16 protein-coding genes are annotated in these 21,476 nt (G+C 69.7%); 10 read left to right on the top strand and 6 right to left on the bottom strand.

Translation table 11 applies throughout. The features are described from left to right. Positions 1-92: 92 nt before the first annotated feature. Complete coding sequence (locus IPK71_22805) at positions 93-377, top strand: Rrf2 family transcriptional regulator (GenBank protein ID MBK8216571.1); 285 nt, start codon at positions 93-95, stop codon at positions 375-377. Between the two features lie 141 nt (positions 378-518). On the opposite strand, the gene IPK71_22800 is transcribed toward IPK71_22805, so the two are convergent. Beyond that, the gene (locus IPK71_22800; protein ID MBK8216570.1) at positions 519-1,589 is read right to left on the bottom strand and encodes a hypothetical protein; all 1,071 of its coding nucleotides are present in this window, start codon (positions 1,587-1,589) and stop codon (positions 519-521) included. Between the two features lie 58 nt (positions 1,590-1,647). After that, positions 1,648-2,532, bottom strand: a complete 885-nt coding sequence (locus IPK71_22795; protein MBK8216569.1) for a metallophosphoesterase — start codon at positions 2,530-2,532, stop codon at positions 1,648-1,650. Between the two features lie 154 nt (positions 2,533-2,686). On the opposite strand from IPK71_22795, the gene IPK71_22790 reads away from it, so the two are divergent. Together IPK71_22790 and IPK71_22785 are read left to right on the top strand one after the other, a co-directional pair. Beyond that, positions 2,687-5,974 (top strand): error-prone DNA polymerase, encoded by a 3,288-nt coding sequence (locus tag IPK71_22790; protein MBK8216568.1) that lies wholly within the window; start codon positions 2,687-2,689, stop codon positions 5,972-5,974. 49 nt (positions 5,975-6,023) lie between these two features. Further along, positions 6,024-7,079 carry a sensor domain-containing diguanylate cyclase gene (locus IPK71_22785; GenBank protein ID MBK8216567.1) on the top strand — a complete coding sequence of 352 codons (1,056 nt, stop codon included), beginning with the start codon at positions 6,024-6,026 and terminating at the stop codon, positions 7,077-7,079. Between the two features lie 2 nt (positions 7,080-7,081). Here the strand turns inward: IPK71_22785 and IPK71_22780 are convergent, their stop codons facing one another. Both IPK71_22780 and smc read right to left on the bottom strand, forming a co-directional pair. Continuing rightward, complete coding sequence (locus IPK71_22780; GenBank protein MBK8216566.1) at positions 7,082-8,185, bottom strand: aromatic ring-hydroxylating dioxygenase subunit alpha; 1,104 nt, start codon at positions 8,183-8,185, stop codon at positions 7,082-7,084. Positions 8,186-8,312: 127 nt separating this feature from the next. Continuing rightward, the gene (gene smc, locus IPK71_22775) at positions 8,313-11,906 is read right to left on the bottom strand and encodes a chromosome segregation protein SMC (GenBank protein MBK8216565.1); all 3,594 of its coding nucleotides are present in this window, start codon (positions 11,904-11,906) and stop codon (positions 8,313-8,315) included. 324 nt (positions 11,907-12,230) lie between these two features. Here smc and IPK71_22770 point away from each other — a divergent pair, with 324 nt between their 5' ends. Further along, positions 12,231-12,554 carry a zinc ribbon domain-containing protein gene (locus tag IPK71_22770; protein MBK8216564.1) on the top strand — a complete coding sequence of 108 codons (324 nt, stop codon included), beginning with the start codon at positions 12,231-12,233 and terminating at the stop codon, positions 12,552-12,554. Between the two features lie 6 nt (positions 12,555-12,560). On the opposite strand, the gene IPK71_22765 is transcribed toward IPK71_22770, so the two are convergent. Continuing rightward, the gene (locus IPK71_22765) at positions 12,561-12,992 is read right to left on the bottom strand and encodes a hypothetical protein (protein MBK8216563.1); all 432 of its coding nucleotides are present in this window, start codon (positions 12,990-12,992) and stop codon (positions 12,561-12,563) included. A gap of 48 nt (positions 12,993-13,040) precedes the next feature. Here IPK71_22765 and IPK71_22760 point away from each other — a divergent pair, with 48 nt between their 5' ends. The 6 genes from IPK71_22760 to IPK71_22735 all read left to right on the top strand — a co-directional run bounded on the left by IPK71_22760 (position 13,041) and on the right by IPK71_22735 (position 18,959). Continuing rightward, on the top strand, positions 13,041-14,120 hold the full coding sequence (locus IPK71_22760) for a chorismate mutase (GenBank protein ID MBK8216562.1): 1,080 nt from the start codon (positions 13,041-13,043) through the stop codon (positions 14,118-14,120). An 80-nt stretch (positions 14,121-14,200) separates the two neighbouring features. Beyond that, positions 14,201-15,160, top strand: coding sequence for a hypothetical protein (locus IPK71_22755; protein MBK8216561.1), 960 nt, complete (start codon positions 14,201-14,203; stop codon positions 15,158-15,160). Positions 15,161-15,289: 129 nt separating this feature from the next. After that, positions 15,290-15,583: a hypothetical protein gene (locus tag IPK71_22750; protein MBK8216560.1), complete on the top strand. Its 294-nt coding sequence runs from the start codon at positions 15,290-15,292 to the stop codon at positions 15,581-15,583. Positions 15,584-15,715: 132 nt separating this feature from the next. After that, positions 15,716-17,083, top strand: coding sequence for a 3-phosphoshikimate 1-carboxyvinyltransferase (gene aroA, locus IPK71_22745; GenBank protein MBK8216559.1), 1,368 nt, complete (start codon positions 15,716-15,718; stop codon positions 17,081-17,083). 120 nt (positions 17,084-17,203) lie between these two features. Further along, positions 17,204-17,899, top strand: a complete 696-nt coding sequence (locus tag IPK71_22740; GenBank protein MBK8216558.1) for a (d)CMP kinase — start codon at positions 17,204-17,206, stop codon at positions 17,897-17,899. 88 nt (positions 17,900-17,987) lie between these two features. After that, complete coding sequence (locus IPK71_22735) at positions 17,988-18,959, top strand: hypothetical protein (protein ID MBK8216557.1); 972 nt, start codon at positions 17,988-17,990, stop codon at positions 18,957-18,959. Positions 18,960-18,992: 33 nt separating this feature from the next. Here IPK71_22735 and IPK71_22730 read toward each other — a convergent pair whose 3' ends face one another. Further along, positions 18,993-21,275 (bottom strand): DUF4139 domain-containing protein, encoded by a 2,283-nt coding sequence (locus IPK71_22730; GenBank protein ID MBK8216556.1) that lies wholly within the window; start codon positions 21,273-21,275, stop codon positions 18,993-18,995. Positions 21,276-21,476: the final 201 nt, after the last annotated feature.

The raw sequence follows: 21,476 nt of genomic DNA, 5'->3' as shown, positions 1-21,476 counted from the left end.
TCCTTGCACAGTGCACAATGTGTGGTTTACACGCACGCCAACCACGAAACACGGCCGGGGAACGCCCCGAGCCCCTCTCGAAAGCCCTCCCCATGACGACCTCGATCGACCCGAAGTCCCTCGCTGCCCACGTCCTCGTCGCGCTCGCCTCGGCGCAGCGCGCGCGCCGCGTCGTCACCGCACAAGACCTCGCGACCGACCTCGACGTCCGCAAGGCCGACGTGAAGCACGTCGTCGCACGGCTCCACCACGAAGGCCATGTCGACGCGCTCCGCATGCGCCTCTCGCTCTCGGGCCTCGCCCTCGCGACGGCGCTCGGCACGTCGTCCCTTCGCCCCATCCGCGCCCTCTCGGCCGCTCACGTCGTCGCTGCGTGAAGCGCCGCGCTCCGCTCCCGCGCACGTGCGTGGGGCCCGCGGCGCTATCGACGGCTACGATTCGGGGCCCGTTTTCGCGGGCGGCGCCGCACTCCGACGACGCTCAGGGGCTCGAGGAATCGGGTCGAATGCCCGGCGGAGCTACTCCGGAGCGTCCAGGCAGCAGCGGAAGCCGATCGAGTAGTCGCGGTAGGTGCGGGCGTGCGCGGTCGTTCGGTAGTGGCACCCCTCGCCGTTGATCTGCACGTCTTGAAAGTACCCTCCGGCGAACATGCCGTTGCCGTTCGGTAGCTCGTCCGAGACCCACTCGTGTGCGTTCCCGACGAGGTCGAAGACGTCGAGCTCGTTGTGGCACGTGGCCCTCTCTCCGGTATGCGTGAACGTGCCCGACACCTCGCCGAGGCGTGGGTCGTTGAGCTTCGTCCAGACCGACGGATCCACGCCCGGGGTCGGGCCGCTCGAGCCCTTTTTTCCGCGGCCCTTCTTCCCGCCCTTCTTGGTCGAAGGTGCGCCTTTCTTGGCGCCGACCCGCGCCTTCCCGCCCTTCGTTTTCCCTTGGCTCTTCGCGCCCTTGGCGGAGGTGGGGGCCGTCGCTGTCCCGTGGGCGTGGGTCGGCAAGAGCGCTCCCGGGAACACCACGGCGATGGGGCTCCGTCCGTCGTCGTTGCAGGTGCCGGCCGCCCGGCGCTCTCCGTACGGGTAGGCGAGCTTTCGGCTCCCCTCGCACGCGGTCATCCACTCGGCGTGCGAGCAGAGGCGCTTTCCGGCCGCCGAGCACGCGTCCTCGGCCTGGTGGGCGCTCACGTACGTCTGCGGGAACACCCCGGGCTGGGACACGGCGCGGAAGTCTTCGGTGTCCTCGGGGGTGCGGTTCGGTGGGTTCGGCACGAGCCTGCCCTCGGGGCTCATCACCACGATCGACGCCTCCCATCGGTCCATGCACACGTGCGGCTCGATCTCGGCCATTCCGTCGGGGCAGCTCCCCTGGGCCGCGAACGCCGCGCGTCGCGGGAGGGCATCGCTCGCGTCGGCGTCGCTCGCGTCGGCGTCGTTCGCGTCGGCGTCGTTCGCGTCGGCGTCGTCCGCGTCGGCGTCGTTCGCGTCGACGAGAGCGCCCGCGTCGTGAGGCGCCTCGGGGACCTTGGGCGTCGCGCAGGCGCCCGCGAGCCCGAGCCCTACCGAGAGGAGCGTGACGAAACGTGCGACGCGCATGCCCGTCCCTTACCGCGTCGGACGAGGCTTGCCAAAGCCCTACCGGAGCGCCCGGAGCTCACGTGAAACGCCGGGCCATCGGCGGAGGCTCGCTCGGCGGGGCCTCGCCGTCGAGCGAAGCGTGGTGAACCCGCACGATTTCCAGGCCGTCACGGAGATCGTGAGCGTCGGCGTAGGCTCGCTCGAGGTCGAGCACGAGGCACCGCCGCTCTTCGCGGAACGCGCCGAAGAGCACGGGGCACACCTGGTTTTTCCCCTCCCAGAAGATGCCGCGTTCGTCCTTGTCGTGCCCATGCACGACGAACGTGAGCGGGAAGGGGAGCGTGCGCGAGAGCTTCGTGAGCAAGCGGGCCGTGCGCGCCTCGGGCTGGCCGTACGAGCCGAGCAAGGTCGCGAGCACGCGCCTCTGGTAGGCGTCGTTGCGCGCGGGGTCGAGGTCGATCGTGTCGAGATCCTCGAGCCGCTCGAGTGTGTCGTCGGGTGAGCCGTGGCAGACGAGCGCCCCGCAGGGGAGCGCCACCGCGAGCCGTGCCCGTGCGAAGAGGGCCGAGAGCGCGGCCCGCTCGCCGGAGCCGAGGCGCGCCTCGAGCGCCGCTACCTCGTCGGCGTGGAACTTGGCCGTATGGGGCCCGCCGACGTGCCCATGGTCGTGGTTCCCGAGCAGCACGTGCACCCGGTCCGGGTAGCGCGCGACGAGCTCGGACACCTCGCGGACGAGGCGCGCCGAGTCGTCGGGGTAGCCGTAGAGCGGGTGGTGCGACGCGGCCGTCGTGTCGTCGGGGCCGTGCACGAGGTCCCCCGCCAAGATCCAGTGGGTGTGAGGCTCCTCGGAGACCAAGGCCTCGAACCGCGCGGCGAGGGCCTCGAAGTCGGCGAGGTTGCCGTGCAAATCGGTCGACACGAGCGCGCGCCCACGAGCCGGCAGCACGAGGTGTCTCCGCATGCCGTCAGGATAGGCCGCCCCGATCGTGCCCTGGTCGAAATTCGGCCGAATTTCCCATGCATCGTGCACATCCTCCGTGTCTTGACTGATCGTGCGTTCAGGTACATGGTCCATCTCGAACGTGAGAAGCCCACGCCTCGATCCGTCGTCTCGCATGCCGTTGCCGGGCGCCTCGCTGCCCGAGGCCGACCACGAGGTGCTCGAAGCCATCACGAAGCTCCGCGAGGCCCACGCCGCGCGAAGGCCGGGGTTCGTCGAGCTCGTCGCGCGCTCGTCGTTCAGCTTCCTCTCGGGGGCTTCGTCGCCCGAGTCGCTCGTCGAGGCCGCGGCCAAGGCAGGGTACGACACGGTCGGCCTCACGGATCTCCATGGCCTCTACGGCGTCGTGCGCGCTCACGAAGCGGCCAAAAAGTTCGGCGTTCGGCTCGTCGTCGGGGCCGAGCTCGTGTGCCCGGTCTCCTCGGGCGGCAGCTCGGCGTCTCGCATCTCGGCCGAGTCGTCGCAAGGGGCCGTGCACGTCGCCGTGCACGTCGAGAGCCACGAAGGCTACGAGAGCCTCTGCCGTATCCTCACGCAGGCCCACGCCCTCCGCCCACGCGACGATCGCAAGCGCGCCGAGGTCATGCTCTCGTCGCTCGCCGAGCACGCACGAGGCCTCTTCGCCACGCTGCTCGACCCCGACCCTCACGCCGCCGAGGTGCTCTTGGCTGCGTTCGGTCCCCGCGCGAGCCTCGGCGTCACCATGCGCCTCGATGGTCACGATCGCGAGCGGCTCGCCCTCGTGACCGCCCTCGAGCGAAGGTTCGCGATGCCCGTGCTCGCCACGAACCGCGTCCTCTTCGCGCACAAACACGATCGCCCCACGTTCGACGTGCTCACGTGCATCCGCGAGAAGACCACCCTCGAGCGCGCGGGGCGCTTCTTGCTGCCCAACGCCGAGGCGCACCTGAAGACCGAAGAGGCCATGGCGAAGCTCTTCTCCGCGAACCCGGCGTGGCTCGCGCGTTCGCGCGCCGTGGCCGACGCCTGCACGTTCTCGATCGGCACGCTCGCCTACCATTTCCCGTCCGACGCCTGCGTCGAGGCCCGCGAGACCCCGGACGACGCCCTCCGTCGCCTCACGTACGAGGGGGCCGCCTCGCGCTACCCGTCGGGCGTCCCCGAGGGGGTGCGCGAGCAGCTCGAGAAGGAGCTCGCGCTCATCCGCAAAATCAATGTAGCTCCCTATTTTCTCAGCGTGAGGCACGTGGTCGACATGGCCCGTCGCCGCGACATCCTCTGCCAGGGGCGCGGCTCGGCGGCCAACAGCGCCGTGTGCTTCTGCCTCGGCATCACGGCCGTCGATCCCGCGCGCTCGTCCATGCTCTTCGAGCGCTTCCTCTCGGCCGAGCGCGCCGAGCCTCCCGACATCGACGTCGACTTCGAGCACGAGCGCCGCGAAGAGGTCATCCAAGAAATCTACGCGACGTACGGCCGCGACAGAGCCGCCATGGTGAGCGAGGTCGTCTCGTACCGTGGCAAGTCCGCGTTGCGCGAGGTCGGCAAGGTGCTCGGGCTCTCTCCGGAGCAGGTCGATCGGTTGAGCGCCGTCGTCTCGTTCTGGGACGGGCCGAACGCCGTCGAGCCCCTCCGTCTCGCCGAGGCCGGCTTCGATCCGCGCGACCCACGGCTCCGGATGGTGATCGATATCTCATCGAAAATACAAGGGTTTCCGCGCCACCTGTCGGTGCATGTGGGGGGCTTCGTGCTCTCCTCGCGTGATCTCTCCGAGGTGGCTCCGGTGGAGCCTGCCACCATGGAGGCGCGCACCATCGTCCCGTGGGACAAGGACGACGTCGACGCCCTCGGGTTCTTCAAGGTCGACGTGCTCGCGCTAGGCATGCTCACGGCCATCCGCAAGGCGCTCGAGCTCGTGAAGGACGATCCGGTCTTCGCCGGGGCCTCGAACGCCATCGATCGTCTCGCGGCCATCCCCCCGGAGGACCCGGCCGTCTACGACGCCCTCTGCCGAGCCGACACGGTCGGTGTGTTCCAGATCGAGAGCCGCGCGCAGATGGCCATGCTGCCGCGCCTAAGGCCTCGCTGCTTCTACGATCTCGTGGTCGAGGTCGCCATCGTTCGCCCGGGGCCCATCCAGGGCGGCATGGTGCACCCGTACCTCCGCCGTCGAAACGGCGAAGAGGCCGTCGAGCCACCGCATCCGCGCCTCGCGAGCATCCTCGAGCGAACGCTCGGTGTGCCGCTCTTCCAAGAGCAGGTCATGCAGATCGCCATCGCCGGTGCCGGCTACACGGGCGGCGAGGCCGACCAGCTCCGCCGCGACATGGCCGCTTGGAAGCGCCACGGGGGGCTCACCAAACACGAGGCGCGCCTCGCCGAGGGCTTCGCGAAAAATGGCATCCCCGAGGCCTTCGCCAAGCGCCTCTACGAGCAGATCAAGGGCTTCGGGGAGTACGGCTTCCCCGAGAGCCACGCGGCGAGCTTCGCCCTGCTCGTGTACGCGAGCGCGTGGCTCAAGGTGCACCACCCCGCCGCGTTCGCGGTCGCGCTCCTCAACAGCCAGCCCATGGGGTTCTACTCGCCGTCGAGCATCGTCGAGGACGCCAAACGCCACGGGATCACGGTGCTCCCCGTGTGCGTCCATGCAAGCTCGTGGGACTCGACCCTCCAAGACCCACGCACGTTCCGCATCGGCCTGCGCGAGGTCCGCGGTCTCCCCGAAGAGGTGGGCGCGCGCATCGTCGAGGGGCGAGAGCATGTGCTTTACACGAGCGTCTCCGATCTCGAGCTTCGGGCGGGGCTCCGCAAAGATCACCTCGTCGCGCTCGCCGAGGCTGGGGCCCTCGACGCCATCACGACCACTCCCGAGGGCCGAGGGTCGCGGCGTCGGGCGGCGGTGTGGTCGGCCCTCGCACCCAAAGAATCACCTCTCTTCGCGGCCGCGCGTACCTCCCATCGCGCCGAGCCGGCCCCTCCGTCGCTCGACATCGCCCCCCTCTTGCCCAAGCTCTCGCGCGAGGAGCAGCTCCTCCTCGACTACGAGCGCACCGGGCTCTCCGTGGCCGATCACCCCATGAAGATCGTGCGCTCGAGGCTCCCCTCGGGGGTCTTGTCGTCGGTCGAGCTCGCGCGCGCACGCCATGGGTCACGCGTGCGGAGCGCCGGCGTCGTTTTGTGCCGTCAGCGGCCCATGACGGCGAGCGGTGTCGTGTTCGTCACCCTCGAGGACGAGCACGGCTTCGTGAACCTCGTGCTCTTCTCGAAGACGTACGAGAAGCTCCGGCACGTGGCGACCACCTCGAGCATGCTGCTCGTCACGGGCAAGGTCGAGCGCCAGGCCGAGGCGTCCGAGGCCCCATGCGTGTACGTGGTGGTCGAGGGCCTCGAGCGCCTCACCTTGCGAGGCAAAGAGGTGCCGAAGGTGAGCCGTGATTTCCGCTAATGCCCATGAAAAATGCGGTTTTGAGGCCGATCTCTCCCCAAGCTTGCGTATGCTTCACGGTAAGAAGACCGTGCCCTCGACCGACCCGAAAGAAGCCCTGCTCGTCTTGCTCGAGGTCACCCGTGAGCTCGCCGAGCGCCGCCCTCTCGAAGAGTCCCTGTCGGTCGTCACACGAGCCGCGGTGCGTCTCGTCGGCGCCGACCACGCGAGCGTGCGCCTCCTCGACTCGACCCGCACCGAGCTCCTCTGCGGGGCGCGCACGGGCTCGGGGGCCGAAACGCGCCCCATGACCTTCCGCCCGGGCGAGGGGTTCATCGGGCTCTGCGTCACCGAGCAAAAGGCCTTCCGCATCGGCGACGTCGCGAGCGACGCGAGGTTCGTCCCGCAGCCCGCGCAGTCGTCGTTCGTCATCGGCTCGCTCATGTGCGAGCCCATGTGGTCCTCGGGCGAGGTGGTCGGCGTGCTCTCGGTCACGTCCCCCGAGCGAGAGGCCTTCTCCGCCGACGATCAGCTCCTCCTCCGTTTGCTCGCGAACTGCTCGTCTCCGCCCGTCGAACGTGCACGCCTCGAGCGGCTCGCCACGTTCGACGACCTCACGCTCGCCATGAGCCACAGGTACCTCGTCCCCCGCATGGCCGAGGAGATCGAGCGGGCCACGCGCACGGGCTCCGAAATGTCCATTTTGTTGATGGATCTCGACCACTTCAAGAACGTGAACGACGAGCACGGTCACGCCGTCGGCGACGCCGTGCTCCGCGCCTTCGCCGACCGCGTTCGTAAGCTCGTACGCAAGGTCGACGTGCTCGTCCGCCGCGGCGGCGAGGAGTTCGTCCTCGTCATGCCGCGCACCGGCAGCACGCAGGCCCTCGCCACCGGCAAGCGCATCCAAGAGAGCCTCGAGCGCGAGCGCCTCGTCACGCCCAAGCTCTCCCTCCGCAAGACGGTCTCGATCGGGGTCGCCACGTGGGACGGGCGCGAGTCGCCCGAGTCGCTCGAGCGCCGTGCCGACATGGCCATGTACGAGGCGAAGCGCTACGGTCGAAACCGCGTGGTCGTGTCCACCCGCGAGTCGACCACCGATCTCGGCCCCGACAGCGAAGGCTGACGTTACACCTCGAGGGGCACCTCGAGCGTCTCGTCGTTCTCGAGCGTCTCGCCGCGCTCGGCGCTCCTCAAGAGCCGCCACACGTGCCTGCCGATGACGTCCACGTCGGTCGACGTGAAGTGCTCGCCGCCGAAGCGATGGATCGTCTCGGTCTGCGCCTTCAAGATGACCGCGTCCTGTTGGAAGACGCGCATCGCGAGCGGCTTCACGAGCGGTGCGATGGCCTGGGACGGCACCCGGGTGCGAAAGCTCACGACCGCGTAAATGCGCGTAACATAATCGGAAACTGGGGTCATGACCGAGTCGACCCGGAAGTGGTTCTCGCTCCCGATGCGGTACTCCACCTGCGCCACCGAGGGCAGAATGAACCTGTCGAAGTGGCTGACGATGCCCCCCGACGGCGACAGGATCTTCGCGATGACGCCCTCGGGCCTCGGCTCGCCCACGTACTCGGCCTCGACCCTGTCGCGCGTGCGCCGGATCTTCGCCGTGATCGTGATGCCTCGGCTCTTCGACCGAAAGAGCCCGCGATGCAAGAACGCCGTGTGGGGCACGTCGAGGGCGTTCTCGATGGCCGAGTAGAGCGTGCCTTCGGCGCTCACGACCTGCGTGACCGTGCTGTACCCGGGCGCGTCCTTGTATTCGAACTTGTGCGGCCTCGAGGTCGGCTTTTGCCCCTTCTCGTCGAGCGGGGTCGAGTAGACCCACACGAAGCCGTCCTCCTCGAAGGTGGCGAAGGCCGTCGCGCGCTGGCCTTTTTGGCCGCAGTCGCCCTTGAACGTGGGGATGGCGCGGCACTCGCCCGCGCCGTCGAAGCGCCAGCCGTGGTACGCGCACTCCACGGTGCCGTCGCTCGCCGTCTTGCCGATCGAGAGCGGGACGTTCCTGTGGGGGCAGCGGTCGAGCAGCGCGCACGCACGCCGCTCACGGTCCCGAAAGAGCACGAGCTTCGTCCCGAACAGCTCGCGCTCGATGGGCGAGTCTCCGAGCTCGCTCGAGAGCGCGACGATGAACCAGTGGTTCGGGATCCGCACGACCGACGCGCGCCCCTTGCGGAGCGGAACGAGGCCCTTGTGCGCGGTGAGGTCGTCTTCGGTCTCCGACATGCCGAGGAGCCTAGGGCATGCCGCGCCCCAACGACAACCACGACCCTGGTATTTCCCTGGAAATGGCGCGAGGGGCGCACGGGATGCGCTCCCGTCCGCCCCTCGACGCTTCGCCTTGCGTGGGCCCTCAGGCGACGGCCACGGTCTCGCTCGGCCGCTTGTCGGCCGCGGCGTCGTTCAGGGTCACGCTGACGAGGCGCGACACACCCGACTCTTGCATCGTCACGCCGTGGAGGACGTCGACCATCTGCATCGTGCGCTTGATGTGCGTGATGAGGATGAACTGCGACCTGTCCGTCATGCTCCGGATCATTTCGTTGTATCGTGCAACGTTCGCCTCGTCGAGCGGGGCGTCGACCTCGTCGAGGATGCAGAACGGCGACGGTTTGATCTGGAAGATCGCGAAGATGAGCGACACCGCCGTGAGCGCCTTTTCGCCGCCGCTCATGAGCTCGATGCTCGCGAGCTTCTTGCCCGGGGGCTGCGCCAGGATCTCGATGCCGGTCTCGAGCATGTCGTCGGGGCTCGTGAGTCGGAGCGACGCTCGACCTCCGCGGAACATCCGCGGGAAGATCTCCTGGAAGCGCGCGTTCACCTGGGTGAACGTCTCCTCGAAGAGCTTCTTCGACTCGCGGTTCATCTGCTCGATGGCCTTCGTGAGGTCGGCGAGCGCGCCGTCGAGATCGGCCTTTTGGTCGCTGTAGAAGGCGTAGCGCTTCTCGGCCTCTTCGTGCTCGCGCATGGCGTCGAGGTTCACGCTGCCCATGCGCTCGATGAGGCCGAGCAGCTCCGAGATGCGGGAGCGGGTCTCGTCGTCCGGCGGGGGGCGCATGTGGTAGTCGCCCACGACCCGCGGCAGCACGAGCCCGCGGAACTTCTCGGAGACCCCGTCGAGCAAGTGCTGGAGAGCGATCGAGCGCTCGCGGAGGGCCATCTCGTGGGTCACGAGCGCCTCGCGCGCCGCGTCGGCCGTCGCGCGGAGATCGCGGAGGACGGCCCCGCGCTCCGACAGCTCCGCGCGCACCCCCTCGAACACCGAACGTGCCGCGGAGAGCGCCGCTTCGGCCTCACGCTGGGCGTCGAGCGCCGTGTGGAGCTCCGCCTTGTGGAGGTACATTTGGCCGGCCGTCTCGCCGAGCTCCCTCGCGCCGTCGGCGAGCTGCGTGATGAGGCGACCGTGGCGGTCGGCGAGCTCGGCGAGGCTCTTCTCGAGGCGCGACGCCGTGCCGCGCGCGGCGAAGAGCTTCTCGCGGGTCCCGGCCACACGGATGCGGCGCTCGGTCACGTGGGCACGCCGGGCCTCGACCTCGCCGTTCCACGACGCCGCGAAGGTCTCGGCCTCCTCGACGGCCCGCTCGGCCGCGGCGAGGGCCTCGCGCGTCTCGGCGAGAGTGAGCGAGGCGACGTCGCGTTCGTCGACCGCCTCGGAGAGCGCTTGCCGCAGCTCCTCGATCTCGTCGGCGAGGGCCGCGACGCGCGCGTTCGCTTGGGTGAGCTCGGCCTCGGCCGCGCGCAGATCTTTTTCCACGCGGACGAGCGCGAGCTCCCCTTCGTGGGCGCGCTGTCGCGCGAGATCGAGCGCGCCTTGCGTCTCGGTGATCGCGTGGCGCAGCGCTTGGTGGGTGTGGAGCTTCTCGGTCACCGCGGCGTCGAGGACCACGACCTCGTCTCCGAGCTCGCGGGCCTCGCGCTTCGTGTCGAGCATGTGGGCGGCGACGTCCTCGCCGGTGCCGCCGGAGATGCGCCCGTCCGGCGTGAAGACCGCGCCGCACACCGTCACGGCCGCGGCGCCGTGGCTCGCCACGAACGCGCGCGCCGAGGCCACGTCGTCGGCCAAGACGACCGCCCCGACGACGCTCCGAACGAGGGCCTCGTCCTCGGCAGAATATCGAACGAAATCGATGAGATGGCCGCGAATGCCCGGAGCGCCTTCGACGCTCACGAGCGCGGCCTTGGCCGACGCCGGCGGCGTCTGGGGGACGACCGTGGCGCGCCCCTTCTTCTCCTCGCGCATCCGATCGAGCAGCTCGACGGCGCGCTCGGGGTCGGACACGACCACGTCGTGGAGCCGCTGCCCGAGCCACGAGGCGAGCGCGGTCGTCACTTCGTGCTGGGCCTCGATGCGGTCGGCGAAGAGGCCGAGCACCGCCGGGTCTTTCGTCGCCACGAGAGCGCGCGTGCCCGCGCCGACCCCCTCGAGGCGCGCCTGCACCTCGAGAAGGGCCTGCATTCGCGAACGCTTCCGCTGCGCCTCGTGTTTGGCCTCGTCGAGCGCTCGCTCGCTCGCCACGACCTCGTGCTTGAGCTCCGCGAGGCGCGCCTCGAGGGCCGTGCGCTCCTCGGCCGAGAGGGTCTTTCCGTCGCGCGCGCCCTCGAGCTCGCGTGTGAGCACGTCGACGCGGCTCACGAGGTCGGCCGCGACGATCTCGAGCTCGGCGCGCGTGAGCACCTGCTTCTCGAGCCGCATCGTGGTCTCGGTCTTGCGCCGCTCGAACCCCTCGAGCTTCGCTTCTCCGCTCGCGATCTTGGCGCGTGCGTCGGCCGCCGCGGCGCGGGCCTCGGCCACGGCTTTTTGTGCGCGCTCCTGCTCGGCCACGACCTCCGCGAGCTTCGCCTCTTCGGCGCGCGTCTCTTCGGCCTGGGCCCCCTCGTCCTTCGAGAGGGACTCGAGCTCGGTCGTCACGATGGCGAGCTCTTCTCCGAGCGCGCCCTGCTGCGTCGACACGGCCGACAGCTCCGCCTCGGCGTCGGCCTCGCGGCGGCGCAGCGCCTCGATGCGATCCTTGGCACGCGAGAGCGCCGACTCTTCGGCGCGGACGGCGTTCTCGGCCGCGAAATTCTGGGTCGTCGCGGCCTCGAGCGCGGCCTCCGCGTCGTGGGCCCCGAGGCGAGCGGCCTCGAGCTCGGCCTCGCGCGCAACGAGCGCCGCGCGCGCTTCGTCGTGGGCGAGCGTGTGCTCCTCGACCGCGGCCGACTCGAGCTTCACCCAGCCGGTGAGCTCGAGGTACCGGTGCGACGCCTCGTAGAGCTGGAGATCTTCGACCTCGGTTCGGTAGGCCACGTAGCGTTCGGCCTTCGCGGCCTGGCGCTTCAGCGAGCCGAGGCTCCGCTCGATCTCGGCGATGATGTCGCCCACGCGCAGCAGGTTCTGCTGGGTGAGCTCCATCTTCTTTTCGGCCTGCTTCTTCTTCGACTTGAACTTCGTGATGCCCGCGGCCTCTTCGATGAGCAGGCGGCGATCCTCGGGCTTGGCGCTCACGATGAGGCCGATCTTGCCCTGCTCGACGATGCTGTACGCCTTGGTGCCGACGCCCGTCCCGAGGAAGAGATCGGTCACGTCCTTGAGGCGCACCTGCGTCTTGTTGATGAGGTACTCGCTCTCGCCCGTGCGATAGAGCCGGCGCGTGACGGCGATCTCGGGGTAGTCCTTGTATTCGATCGGCAGATCGGCGCCGTCGTTGTCGTTCTCGAAGGTGAGCGTGACCTCGGCCACCTCGGCCCCCGGGCGCGACTCGGACCCGTTGAAGATGACGTCGTCCATGGCGCGACCGCGGAGGTTCTTCGCGCTCTGCTCGCCCATCGCCCATCGGATGGCGTCGACGATGTTCGACTTACCGCACCCGTTCGGCCCGACGATGCCCATGACCGCACGGTCGAAGTGCACCACCGTGCGATCGACGAAGGACTTGAACCCGGAGAGCTCGAGGCGTTTGATCTTCATATCGACTCCGAAGCGAAACCCGTTCGCTCGCGAAACAAGAGGCGCCGTGACGATAGGCGGGGCGTCATGTCACTTCACATAGGGTCACGGCCTATGTGAGGGTTACGCCGCGGGAGCGGGAGCCGCAAGCGCGTTTTCGGTGTATTTTCCCTGGAAAGCCTGTGGAAAAGTGGCTCGCGAAGGCCAGGCAAAGGGTCTCCGAAATCGTCGCGCCGCGCGGGTCGCCTCGCCCTCACGCGATCGCCATCTTCGGAGGGTCGGAACACGACGCGTGGTGGCATCGTTCTTGACTTCGCGGAGGAACGCTTTAAGTCGCGAGGCACGATGCCCACCTACGAGTACGCGTGCACCTCTTGTGGTTTTGCCTGGGAAGCCGTGCAAAAAATTTCCGAGGCCGCGCTCACCGATTGCCCGCAGTGCAAAGCCGCGTCCGCGAAGCGCCAGATCAGCGGCGGCAACTTCATCCTCAAGGGCGGCGGTTGGTACGCCGACCTCTACTCGTCGTCCGGAGGCTCCAAGAAGGCCGAGTCGTCGGGGACGAGCCCCTCCGCGAGCGCGCCGAAGACCGAGTCGGCCCCCTCGACCGAGGCCGCCAAGCCCGCCGCCGCGGCTCCGGCCGCCACCCCCGCCGCCAAGCCGAGCACCTGACGCTCGTCACGGCTCCCACGGAAAAAGCAGCGCGCGACACCCCGCGTTCGTGAGCCCGACCTCGGCCGCGGCCCGCGCGATCGCCCACGCGACCATCGACCCACGAGCCTCACCGTCCGGCCTCGGAGTTGACGGCCGCTCGGCACCGCCTCGTTCTGCGCGCGCCACGAGCGCCTCACGAAGCGCGACGTGGTACGCCCTTTGGGCCTTGGCCCACGTCGGGAGCGGCGCCCCGGCGCACCGGGTCTCTTCGAGCTCCTCCATGCGTCCTCGGAGCGTCTCGGGCGGGAGCCTCTCGAGCTCTCGCAGGGCGCCGGGGAAACGTTCGGCGAGCGCCCGAAGCTCGTCGCGTGGGGGAGGGGCGTCGGGCGCCTCTGCGCGGCGTGCGCGGAGCGCGAGCATCGACGCGTGTTTTTCGATGAGGTCGGCCAACGTCATGGGGGCTACCGAATTCGGGCGAGGCGCCCCATGGTACTCTTTAGCCCCATGAGCGACGACAAGCGCGCGACCGAAGACCTGCGTCACGAAATGGCCGAGATCGACCTCCAGATCCTCGCGGCCGTGGAGCGTCGGGCGAAGCTCGCCCGGGGCCTCGGCAAGCTGCGCCCCGAGGGCCAACCCGCGTCCCTGCCGGCCGACACCGCACGTGCGATCGAGGCCCTCGCCGCGCGCGCCTCGGGCGAGCTCTCTGCCGAGTCCGTCCGCGAAATCTTCAGGGAAATCCACGGGGCCTGCGCGTCCCTCGAGCTCGGTCTCGCGGTGGGATATGTCGGCTCGGTGGGGGGCGCCGCCTACCTCGCGGCGAAGAAGCGGTTCGGTCGTCCGACCCACCTCCAAGCCTTCGCGACCGCCGCCGACGCGATCGCGGCCACCGCGGCTCGAAAGGTCTCCTTCGTCGTCGCCCCATTCGAAACGCGCGACGAGGGCGTGGTCCAAAAGACGCTCGGGGCCCTGCTCGAGACCGACCTCAAAATCGTCGCGACCTTCGACGCGACCCCCACGCTGAGGCTCGTCGGGGCGGGCGCGGCGACGGCGGCCGTTCGGCGCGTCTTCGTCGCCATCGACGACCGCGCCGCGGCGAGGGCCATTCTCCTCGGCTTCCCCGACGCGGCCGTGGTCGACGTGCCGAGCGCCGAAGAAGCGTGCATGCGCGCCAAAGCCGAAGGCGGCGAGGCCTCCGCGATCGCCGACGAAGCGTACGCGGCCACGTTCGGGCTCGCTCCGATCGACGCGGCCTCGGTCCCCGTCGAGATGCCTCTCGAGCGTGTCCGTTATGCCGTCATCGGCGCGCGCCCCTCCGGCCGGACCGGCACCGACGCGACGAGCCTCGCGTTCGCCGTGTCCGACTCGCCCGGCGCGCTGCTCGAGGTGCTCCGGCAATTCGCCGAGCGCGGCGTGAACCTCACGAAGATTCAGTCGAGGCCCACGGCGGGCGAGGGTTGGGGCTACCTCTTTTTCGTCGAGCTCGTCGGGCACACCACGGATCGGAACGTGGTCTCGGCGCTGGAGGACGTGAAGCGCCAAACCCGCTTTTTCAAGCTCCTCGGCTCCTACGCCGCCACATGAGCTCTCGGTCCCGGGGAATTCCGGGCCCGTGCGTACGGTTTGACAGGCGTCCGGGCCGAGCTGGTACCGTCGAGACGAAGATGATCCGCACTGCGCTCTCGAAGCTCGTCGTCCCCCTGGCCCTCGTCCTCGGTGCCGTGCCGTTCGTCGGCTGCGGGGGCGAGCCCGCCCAAGCGCCGAGCGCCCAGGTCGACCTCGACTCGGACCCGGTCGCTCTGCTGCCTTCGTCCGCGATCGCCTACGCCCGACTCGACGCCAAGGCCTTCTTCGCGAGCCAATCGTTCGGGCCCGACCTCGCCAAGGCCGCCGAGAAGGGCTCGCCCCTCGGCGAAGAGGCCGGTTTTCTCCCCTCGCGGGACCTCGAGGTCGCTCACGTCGGCATCTACTCGACCCAAGGGGCCGACGTCGCCGCCGTGCTGACCGGTCACTTCGACGCCGCCAAAATGAAGGCGGCCGCCGACGCCCACATGCGCGCGCGCTCGGGCTCGGCCATCGTCGCGTCCCAGTACGCCGGGCGTGACGTCTACACGGTCGACAACGTCGGCATCACGGTCCTCACACCGAAGACGGCCGTCGCGGGGACCGAGACGGGGATTCGCCGCGTGCTCGACCGCATCCGGGATGGCCGCATCAAACACGACGCCCCCCCGTGGGTCGACGAGACCCTCAAGATGCACGGGGCCGTCCTCTCCATCGCCGCGGACGCCCAGTCCCAGCCGGGCGCCTCGGAGTCCCTCAAACAGCTCCCGTTGCCGTGGCTGACGAGCGCCCAAAAAGCTCGTGTTCTCATGGACTTCAACGCGCCTGGCTCGAACCTCGCCGGCACCCTGAGCTACGCGGACGAAGGGCAAGCGGGGCAAGCGGCGCAGGCCCTCAACAACGCCGCCGCCACGGCGCGCATCTTCGCCCTCATCGGCCTCCAGTTCCGCGACTTCAAAGTGACGACCGAGAAGACCGACGTGCAGGTGCGCATCTCGGTCGACGACCAGAGCCTCCGCACGATGGCTCAGGGCCTGCCGCAGTGGCTCGGCCTGCGCTGAGCCCGGCGTGCTGCAGCCCGGGCTCGTTTCGGCGATTGCGTCGTGGCCCGCGAGGCCCCATGCTCTCCCGATAGGACCCGCGAGCCACGCGCGAGCGCGACCCGGGCCCGGCACACGAGGAGTTTGGTCATGTTCGGACGTTCCACGGGCCTCGAGAAGGCGGCGCAGGCGCTCGCTACGGCAGGCGGGGTCGCTCACGCGGCGTTTTTCATGCTGTTCGTCTACCGAATCTTCGGGACGAGCTGGCTCTACCTCGTCCTCGCGGCGCTCGCGCTCTTCGGCATGGGGGCGAATTTCGTGGGCTTCATGCTGATCAAACACGGGGGGCGCGCCGCGGCCCGCAAGTACGGCATGTGGTGCATCGCCGCGTCGACGGCGGACGCCGCGCTCCTCCTGCTGCTCGCCTCGATCCTGGGCGCGTAAGCCCAAAAAGGCTCGAAAAGACCAACGAATTCGGTGCTTTCCCCGCGTGTGTCGCGGGGCCGGGCCGTTGCCCCTTCGGGGCGGCCTCGGTTCGTGGATCCCCGGGGCGCTCGGTCGATGTAGCCTGGAACGATGGCTCAAAGGCTCGTCGTCCAACCCCAATCGAAGCCGCTCGTGGGGAGCGTCCCCGTACCGTCCGACAAGAGCATCGGTCACCGCGCCCTCCTCGTCGCGGCGTTGACGAACGGAACCTGCGAGATTCGCGGGTTCTCGCACGGGGAGGACAACGTCTCGACGGGCCACGCCCTCCGCGCCATGGGCGTGCCCATCGAGGGCCTCGACGACAGCACCTCGAGCGTCGTGAGGGTGCGAGGGGTCGGGCTCTTCGGGCTCGGGGAGCCGAAGAACGCGCTCGACTGCGGCAACTCGGGCACCACGATGCGGCTCCTCTGCGGCCTGCTCGCGGCGCAGCCGTTCGTGAGCACGCTCGTGGGCGATGCTTCGCTCTCGCGGCGGCCCATGCTGCGTGTCGCGAAGCCACTCCGAGAGCGCGGCGCGCGCATCGAGGGCGCGCCTCACCCGAAGCGGGCGGGGGACATCACCGCGCCGCTCGTCGTCGGCCCTTGCTCGGAGGACGCGCCCCTACGCGCGCTCCATCACTCCTCGGAGGTGGCGAGCGCGCAGGTGAAGAGCGCCATCTTGCTCTCGGGGCTCTACGCCCACGGAGAGACGGTCGTGCACGAGCCGGTCGTGTCTCGGGACCACACCGAGCGCCTGCTCTCGTCCCTCGGCGTGCCGATCCAAACGGTGGGCTCCGTCGTCTCGCTCGACCCGGCGGGCTGGAACGGCCAAATGCCGGGGTTCGAAGTGGACCTCCCGGGGGATCCCTCGGCCGCCGCTTTCCTTCAGGTCGCCGCGAACCTCGTCCCGGGCTCGAACGTGACGGTCCGCGCCGTGTGCAGCAACCCGACGCGCACCGGGCTCTTCGAGATCGCGCGGGACATGGGGGCGGGCATCGAGGTGAGGCCGCTCGGCGACCGAGGGGGAGAGCCCGTGGCCGACGTGCTCGCGTGGCACGCGCCCCTGCGTGGAGCGAACGTGGGCGGCGAGCTCGTGCCGCGCTCGATCGACGAGATCCCGGTGCTCTGCGCGCTCGCTGCCCGCGCCTCGGGCACGACCCGCATCCGTGACGCCGAAGAGCTGCGCGTGAAAGAGAGCGACCGCATCGCGACCATGGCCGAGGTCCTCCGGGCGTTCGGGGTGGTCTGCGAGGAGCTCCCGGACGGCCTCGAGATCCAAGGCACGGATGCGCCCCTCCGGGCGTGCCGCGTCGACAGCCGCGGGGACCACCGCATCGCCATGACGGCCGCGGTCCTCGGGCTCCTCGCGGACGGGCCATCCACGATCGACGACGTGGGGTGCATCGCGACGAGCTTCCCCCGGTTCATCGGTACTCTCCGCGCGCTCGGAGCCACGCTCGACGTCCACGACGGGGAATGAGCGCGCGCGGCCACCGCAAGCGCTCCGGGTAGGAAAGAGGCCGACCCACGATCCGTCGTCGGCCCACGAAGCGCCCGCGCGGGGCTTCTCATGTTCGACGAGGTCGGCTAAAGGGGCCTCGTGAGCCGCCCCAAACCGGTCATTGCCATCGATGGCCCCGCAGGCGCGGGGAAGAGCACCGTCGCTCGTAACCTTGCAAAAGCCTTGGGGTTTTTGCTCGTGGATACGGGCGCGATCTACCGCGCTGTCGCCCTCGCGGCGACCCGCCGTGGCATCGATCGAAAGGACGGGGCCGCCGTCGCGCAGCTCGCCTCCGATCTGCTCGGTCGCGAGGCGCTCGTCTTTCGACGAGACGCGGAGCTCGGCATGCGCGTGGTGCTCGAGGGCGACGACGTCTCCGACGAGATCCGCACGCCCGAGATGGGCATCGGGGCGAGCGAGGTGTCGGTGCACCCCAAGGTGCGCGAGGCGCTGCTCGGTATCCAGCGTCAGGCGGGGGCCGAGGGTGGGGTCGTGCTCGAAGGGCGCGACATCGGCACCGTGGTCTTCCCGGACGCCGAGCTGAAATTCTTCCTTACCGCGAGCCCCGAGGTCCGCGCCCAGCGGCGCCACGCCGAGCTCGTGCAGAAGGGCAACGCGCCGACCTACGAGGAGACGCTCGAGGCCGTGCGCGCCCGCGACCATCAAGACGAGTCCCGCGCGGTGGCCCCGCTCCGTCGCGCCGCCGACGCCGTCCTCGTCGACTCGTCCGCGCTCGACTTCGACGGTGTCGTGGCCGAGATGCTCACGACCGTCCGCGCCAAGCTCGAAGGGTAGCGGGCCGCGCGTGGCGCACGAGCCGAGCTCGTCTCCTTGGCGCGGGAGAGCCCGGCGCGGCGCCGTCCGAGCCACCCTCTCCTTCGTCGTGTTGGGCATTTTCGCCGGGACGGCGGCCGAGGGCTGCCGCGAGCCGGGCGGGCCGCAACGAGCCGCCGCGCCGGCCCCGATCGACGCGGACGCCGTCGTCGAGCCGAGCTCGCCCATCGTGCTCGCGATGCGCCCGATGGCGCTCCGCCGTGACGAGGTCTGGGGTCCGATCGTCCAGACGCTGTCGAGGCTCGCGGCGTCGCGTGGGGTCACGGGGACACGTGAGCTCGAGGCGTTCGAGTCGGCAGACGAGGTCCACATCGCCGTCGACGACGCGCCGTCCTCGGCGGACGTGCTCGACGTGGGGGGCGGCGTGGTGGTGCTGCGTGGCGTCCGCGCGGACCTCGTCCCCGAAAAGATGCTCGACGGAGACGGCAAGCTGCTTTTCAAGTCGGGGAGGGCGAGGGGAGACGTGACCGAGCACGAGGGCTACGCCGACGAGCCGATCTCGCTCTTCGTGCTCCCGAAGCGCACGTGGGTGGTGGCGTCGGGGCGCGCGGTCTCGCGTGCACGCGGCATCTTCGCCGACGCACGCCCGCGTCGCGCCCGCCTCGACCTCGACCCCGAGGCTCTCCTCGAGCTCCGCATGGACGGCGCGAGCCTCGTGCGTCGTGTGCCTCGCCTCGAGAAGGGGGAGCTCGCGCTCGGCCGGCGCCTCGTCGACGCGCGCGTGATGCTCCGCCCCGGTCGCGGTGGGGTGATGCTGCTCCTCCGCTACGCCGACGTCGACGCCGCGGCGTGGGCCGAGAACACCGCGACGCGCGTGGTGAGCGCGTTCGCGCGTCGCCTCGAAGGTCCGCTCGCGTGGCTCGGTCAAGCCACGGTGGTCCGCGAGGGCACCGTCGTGCGCCTCCGCGCCGAAGCGCCCGCCGCGTTCGTCGCCGCGCTGAAGAACATCGACGTGGCCGAGCTGCTGGGGGGCACCCCGCTCCCGTCGAGACCGGACGCCGGCGCGGCGCCCGTGCCCTGATCTCGGCACGGGCGCACGCAACGTTTCGTATCTTCAGGCCTTTTTGGCGGGCCCAGCCTTCTCGTCCTTCTTCTTGTCGTCCTTCTTGGGCTCGTCTTTCTTCTTCGCGTCGTCGCCCATCGTGAGCTCGGCGATCGAGTCTTGGAGCTTGATGCGAGCGACCATCGCCTGCTCCTCGAGCTCGACGATCTGGACCGTGATCTTCGACACCTTGTCGCTCGTCTCGGAGAGCTTCTTCTCGAGGCTCTGCATCATGGGGCCCGCGCTCTTCACCATCTTGAGCGTCACGATCTGGGCGTGGAGCTCGTCCATCCGGGCCTTGTACTCACCGAGCTGCTCGCGGGCCGTGGACTTGCGCTGCTCGATGTTGGCGAGCTCGAGCTGCTCCTTCACGATCGTCTGCACGGCCTCCTTGAGGGGGCCTTGCGCGAGGTCCGACGAGACGAACGCGCGGATCATCTCGAGGCCCTCGCGCGTACGAATGTCCGTCGTCTGCGTGACCGGCGTCGACTCCTCGATGACGAGCTCGATCTTGGAGCGCGGCCCGACCTCGATCGGGAAAACATGGGCTTGGCCGACACGCTCGGCCTTCGCGAGCTTCTCGTCGAGGGTGTAGCCCTTCGGCACCGTGTGGCGAACGAACACGAGGGCCTTCTCGTCGGCGCGGTTGTGGAGCACGAGGGCCGTCCTCCGGGTGTGCTTGGTCTCGGTCGAGAACACACCGCGCTGTGCGCTCAAGATGCGCGACACCGTGTCTTTCGCGTCGATCTTCTTCTCGACGAGCACCTGCCGGTCGAGCGCGAAGGGCACGAACGCGATCGACTTGGCGGGGATGGGCTCTCCGATGCCTTCGCCGATGAAGCGCCCATTTCCGTACACCGTGACCGGCCCCGATTCGAGCTGCGAATCCGTGGGGTTACGGAACCGCACCGCCTTGAACGCGAAGTCCCCGTTCCCGCGCTCCGACTCCGGATCGTAGAGGTAGACGACGCTGCCGTCGGTCTTCCCTTGGTACATCGAGACCATCGCGGAGCTGCCCTTCGGGACGCTCATCGACGTCTCGCTCTCGAAGTGCGCCGTGCCGACGGGCTCGCCGGGGCCTTGGGCCTCGCCCGTGGCGACCGTCGTCGTGGCGCCGCCCTTTGCGCCGGCCGGTGGCGTCGCCGGTTTCGGGGGTTGTTGAACGAAGCGCACGCCGCCGTTCTTGCCGGGGGCTTCGCCCTTCCCCACGGCCACGACACGGTTCGGGTCCACACCCTGGCGGACGAGCTCTTCGCGGGCCTTGTTCGCGCGGTCGAGGGAAGCCGTTTGTTTGTCGCCGTCGGTCGGTTTTGCGAAGCCCTCGATGATGACGACGTTCTGGTTGCCTCGGAGCTGTCCGGCGAGGTTCTGGAGCTGGTTCTGCGGCATGGGAGCCTGCTGCGCGGGCTCGGCGGGCGGCGGAGGAGGAGCGGCGGCGCCGGCGGCCGCGCGCCCGTACCCTGCGCCCGACCCCGAGCCCGAGGTGGCCCGCTTGGTCGCCGGCGCGGCCTGAGCCTGCGGTGCGCGCGACGGCGCCGCCTTCCTCCGCTCCATGTCGACCGTGCTCTCGGCCGTGAGCTTCTCGTACATCCCGTGGTCGCGCGGGCCCACGTTCGCCGCGAGCGCGTCGTCCGACAGCTCGGCCACCATGCCCATGTTCCGCTCGTCCCCGCCGCCGTACACCGAAGCCCCCGAGGGCGGCGCCACGGCGAAGAGCTGCTCGCCCTGGAGCTGCTGGCGCTGCACGAACCGGAAGCCTCGGAGATCGAACCGGAACGCCATCGCCGAGCTCGAGCCGACGCCGAGCTTCACCTGCTCCCAGTCCTCGCCGGAGGTGTTGTCGACGACGGCCCAGGCTTGCAGCTCGAGCTTTCCGTCGCTCCCGACCATGATGCGGTACGTGGGCTTCCAGGCCGGCGCCTCGGTCACGTACGAGAGCTTCACCTTGTGTGGCCCCGAGCCTGGCAGGTGCACCTTGAGGTCGATGGTCGAGCCGCCGCCGTGCGGGTACGAGACCGGCGCGGGCTTGCCGGTGGACGAGTCGACCACGGTGAGCGACTTCAAGAAGTCGTCGACCTTGTCGTTCGGGGCCACGAGCCGGAGGGTGTCGTTCTCGACCGTGGCGTCCCGCTCGTAGTAGGCGACGCCGTTCCGGTACACGATGATTCGGCCGAGGGCCGCGTCCGACTTCACGTAGCTCGTCGTACCCGCGCCGCAGCCCGTGGTCGCGAAGGTGCTGCCCGCGAGGGCGAAGGCGAGGAGAGGCGAGATCGAAAGCCGGGGAAAGCGACGCATGCGGTGGGCTCCGTGACGGTGAGAGGACAACAGGGAAGGGCGAGCCCTTGGCTCGGGCGCGGGTTCGACGGACGGGCGGCGAAGAAGATCCATCGCCGACCTCGAAGCGCCGCCCAGCCACGATGTTCTGCGCGATTCGGGCCCGTGGGAAGCTCGGTCGACCGTACGCAAGGGGGTCGCTCCGCCCCCCGGCTTTCCCGC

The organism is Myxococcales bacterium, assembly GCA_016712525.1.
In the GTDB taxonomy this organism is placed as follows: Bacteria; Myxococcota_A; Polyangia; order Polyangiales; family Polyangiaceae; genus JAAFHV01.
Note: the sequence above shows the minus strand (reverse complement) of the source record. Positions and strands in the feature narration are given on the sequence as shown.

What these genes read in the sequence shown, in the direction of transcription:
- IPK71_22805 (MBK8216571.1), top strand. Translation starts at nt 93, where the DNA reads ATGACGACCTCGATCGACCCGAAGTCCCTCGCTGCCCACGTCCTCGTC.
- IPK71_22800 (MBK8216570.1), bottom strand. Translation starts at nt 1,589, where the DNA reads ATGCGCGTCGCACGTTTCGTCACGCTCCTCTCGGTAGGGCTCGGGCTC.
- IPK71_22795 (MBK8216569.1), bottom strand. Translation starts at nt 2,532, where the DNA reads ATGCGGAGACACCTCGTGCTGCCGGCTCGTGGGCGCGCGCTCGTGTCG.
- IPK71_22790 (MBK8216568.1), top strand. Translation starts at nt 2,687, where the DNA reads ATGCCGTTGCCGGGCGCCTCGCTGCCCGAGGCCGACCACGAGGTGCTC.
- IPK71_22785 (MBK8216567.1), top strand. Translation starts at nt 6,024, where the DNA reads ATGCTTCACGGTAAGAAGACCGTGCCCTCGACCGACCCGAAAGAAGCC.
- IPK71_22780 (MBK8216566.1), bottom strand. Translation starts at nt 8,185, where the DNA reads ATGTCGGAGACCGAAGACGACCTCACCGCGCACAAGGGCCTCGTTCCG.
- smc (MBK8216565.1), bottom strand. Translation starts at nt 11,906, where the DNA reads ATGAAGATCAAACGCCTCGAGCTCTCCGGGTTCAAGTCCTTCGTCGAT.
- IPK71_22770 (MBK8216564.1), top strand. Translation starts at nt 12,231, where the DNA reads ATGCCCACCTACGAGTACGCGTGCACCTCTTGTGGTTTTGCCTGGGAA.
- IPK71_22765 (MBK8216563.1), bottom strand. Translation starts at nt 12,992, where the DNA reads ATGACGTTGGCCGACCTCATCGAAAAACACGCGTCGATGCTCGCGCTC.
- IPK71_22760 (MBK8216562.1), top strand. Translation starts at nt 13,041, where the DNA reads ATGAGCGACGACAAGCGCGCGACCGAAGACCTGCGTCACGAAATGGCC.
- IPK71_22755 (MBK8216561.1), top strand. Translation starts at nt 14,201, where the DNA reads ATGATCCGCACTGCGCTCTCGAAGCTCGTCGTCCCCCTGGCCCTCGTC.
- IPK71_22750 (MBK8216560.1), top strand. Translation starts at nt 15,290, where the DNA reads ATGTTCGGACGTTCCACGGGCCTCGAGAAGGCGGCGCAGGCGCTCGCT.
- aroA (MBK8216559.1), top strand. Translation starts at nt 15,716, where the DNA reads ATGGCTCAAAGGCTCGTCGTCCAACCCCAATCGAAGCCGCTCGTGGGG.
- IPK71_22730 (MBK8216556.1), bottom strand. Translation starts at nt 21,275, where the DNA reads ATGCGTCGCTTTCCCCGGCTTTCGATCTCGCCTCTCCTCGCCTTCGCC.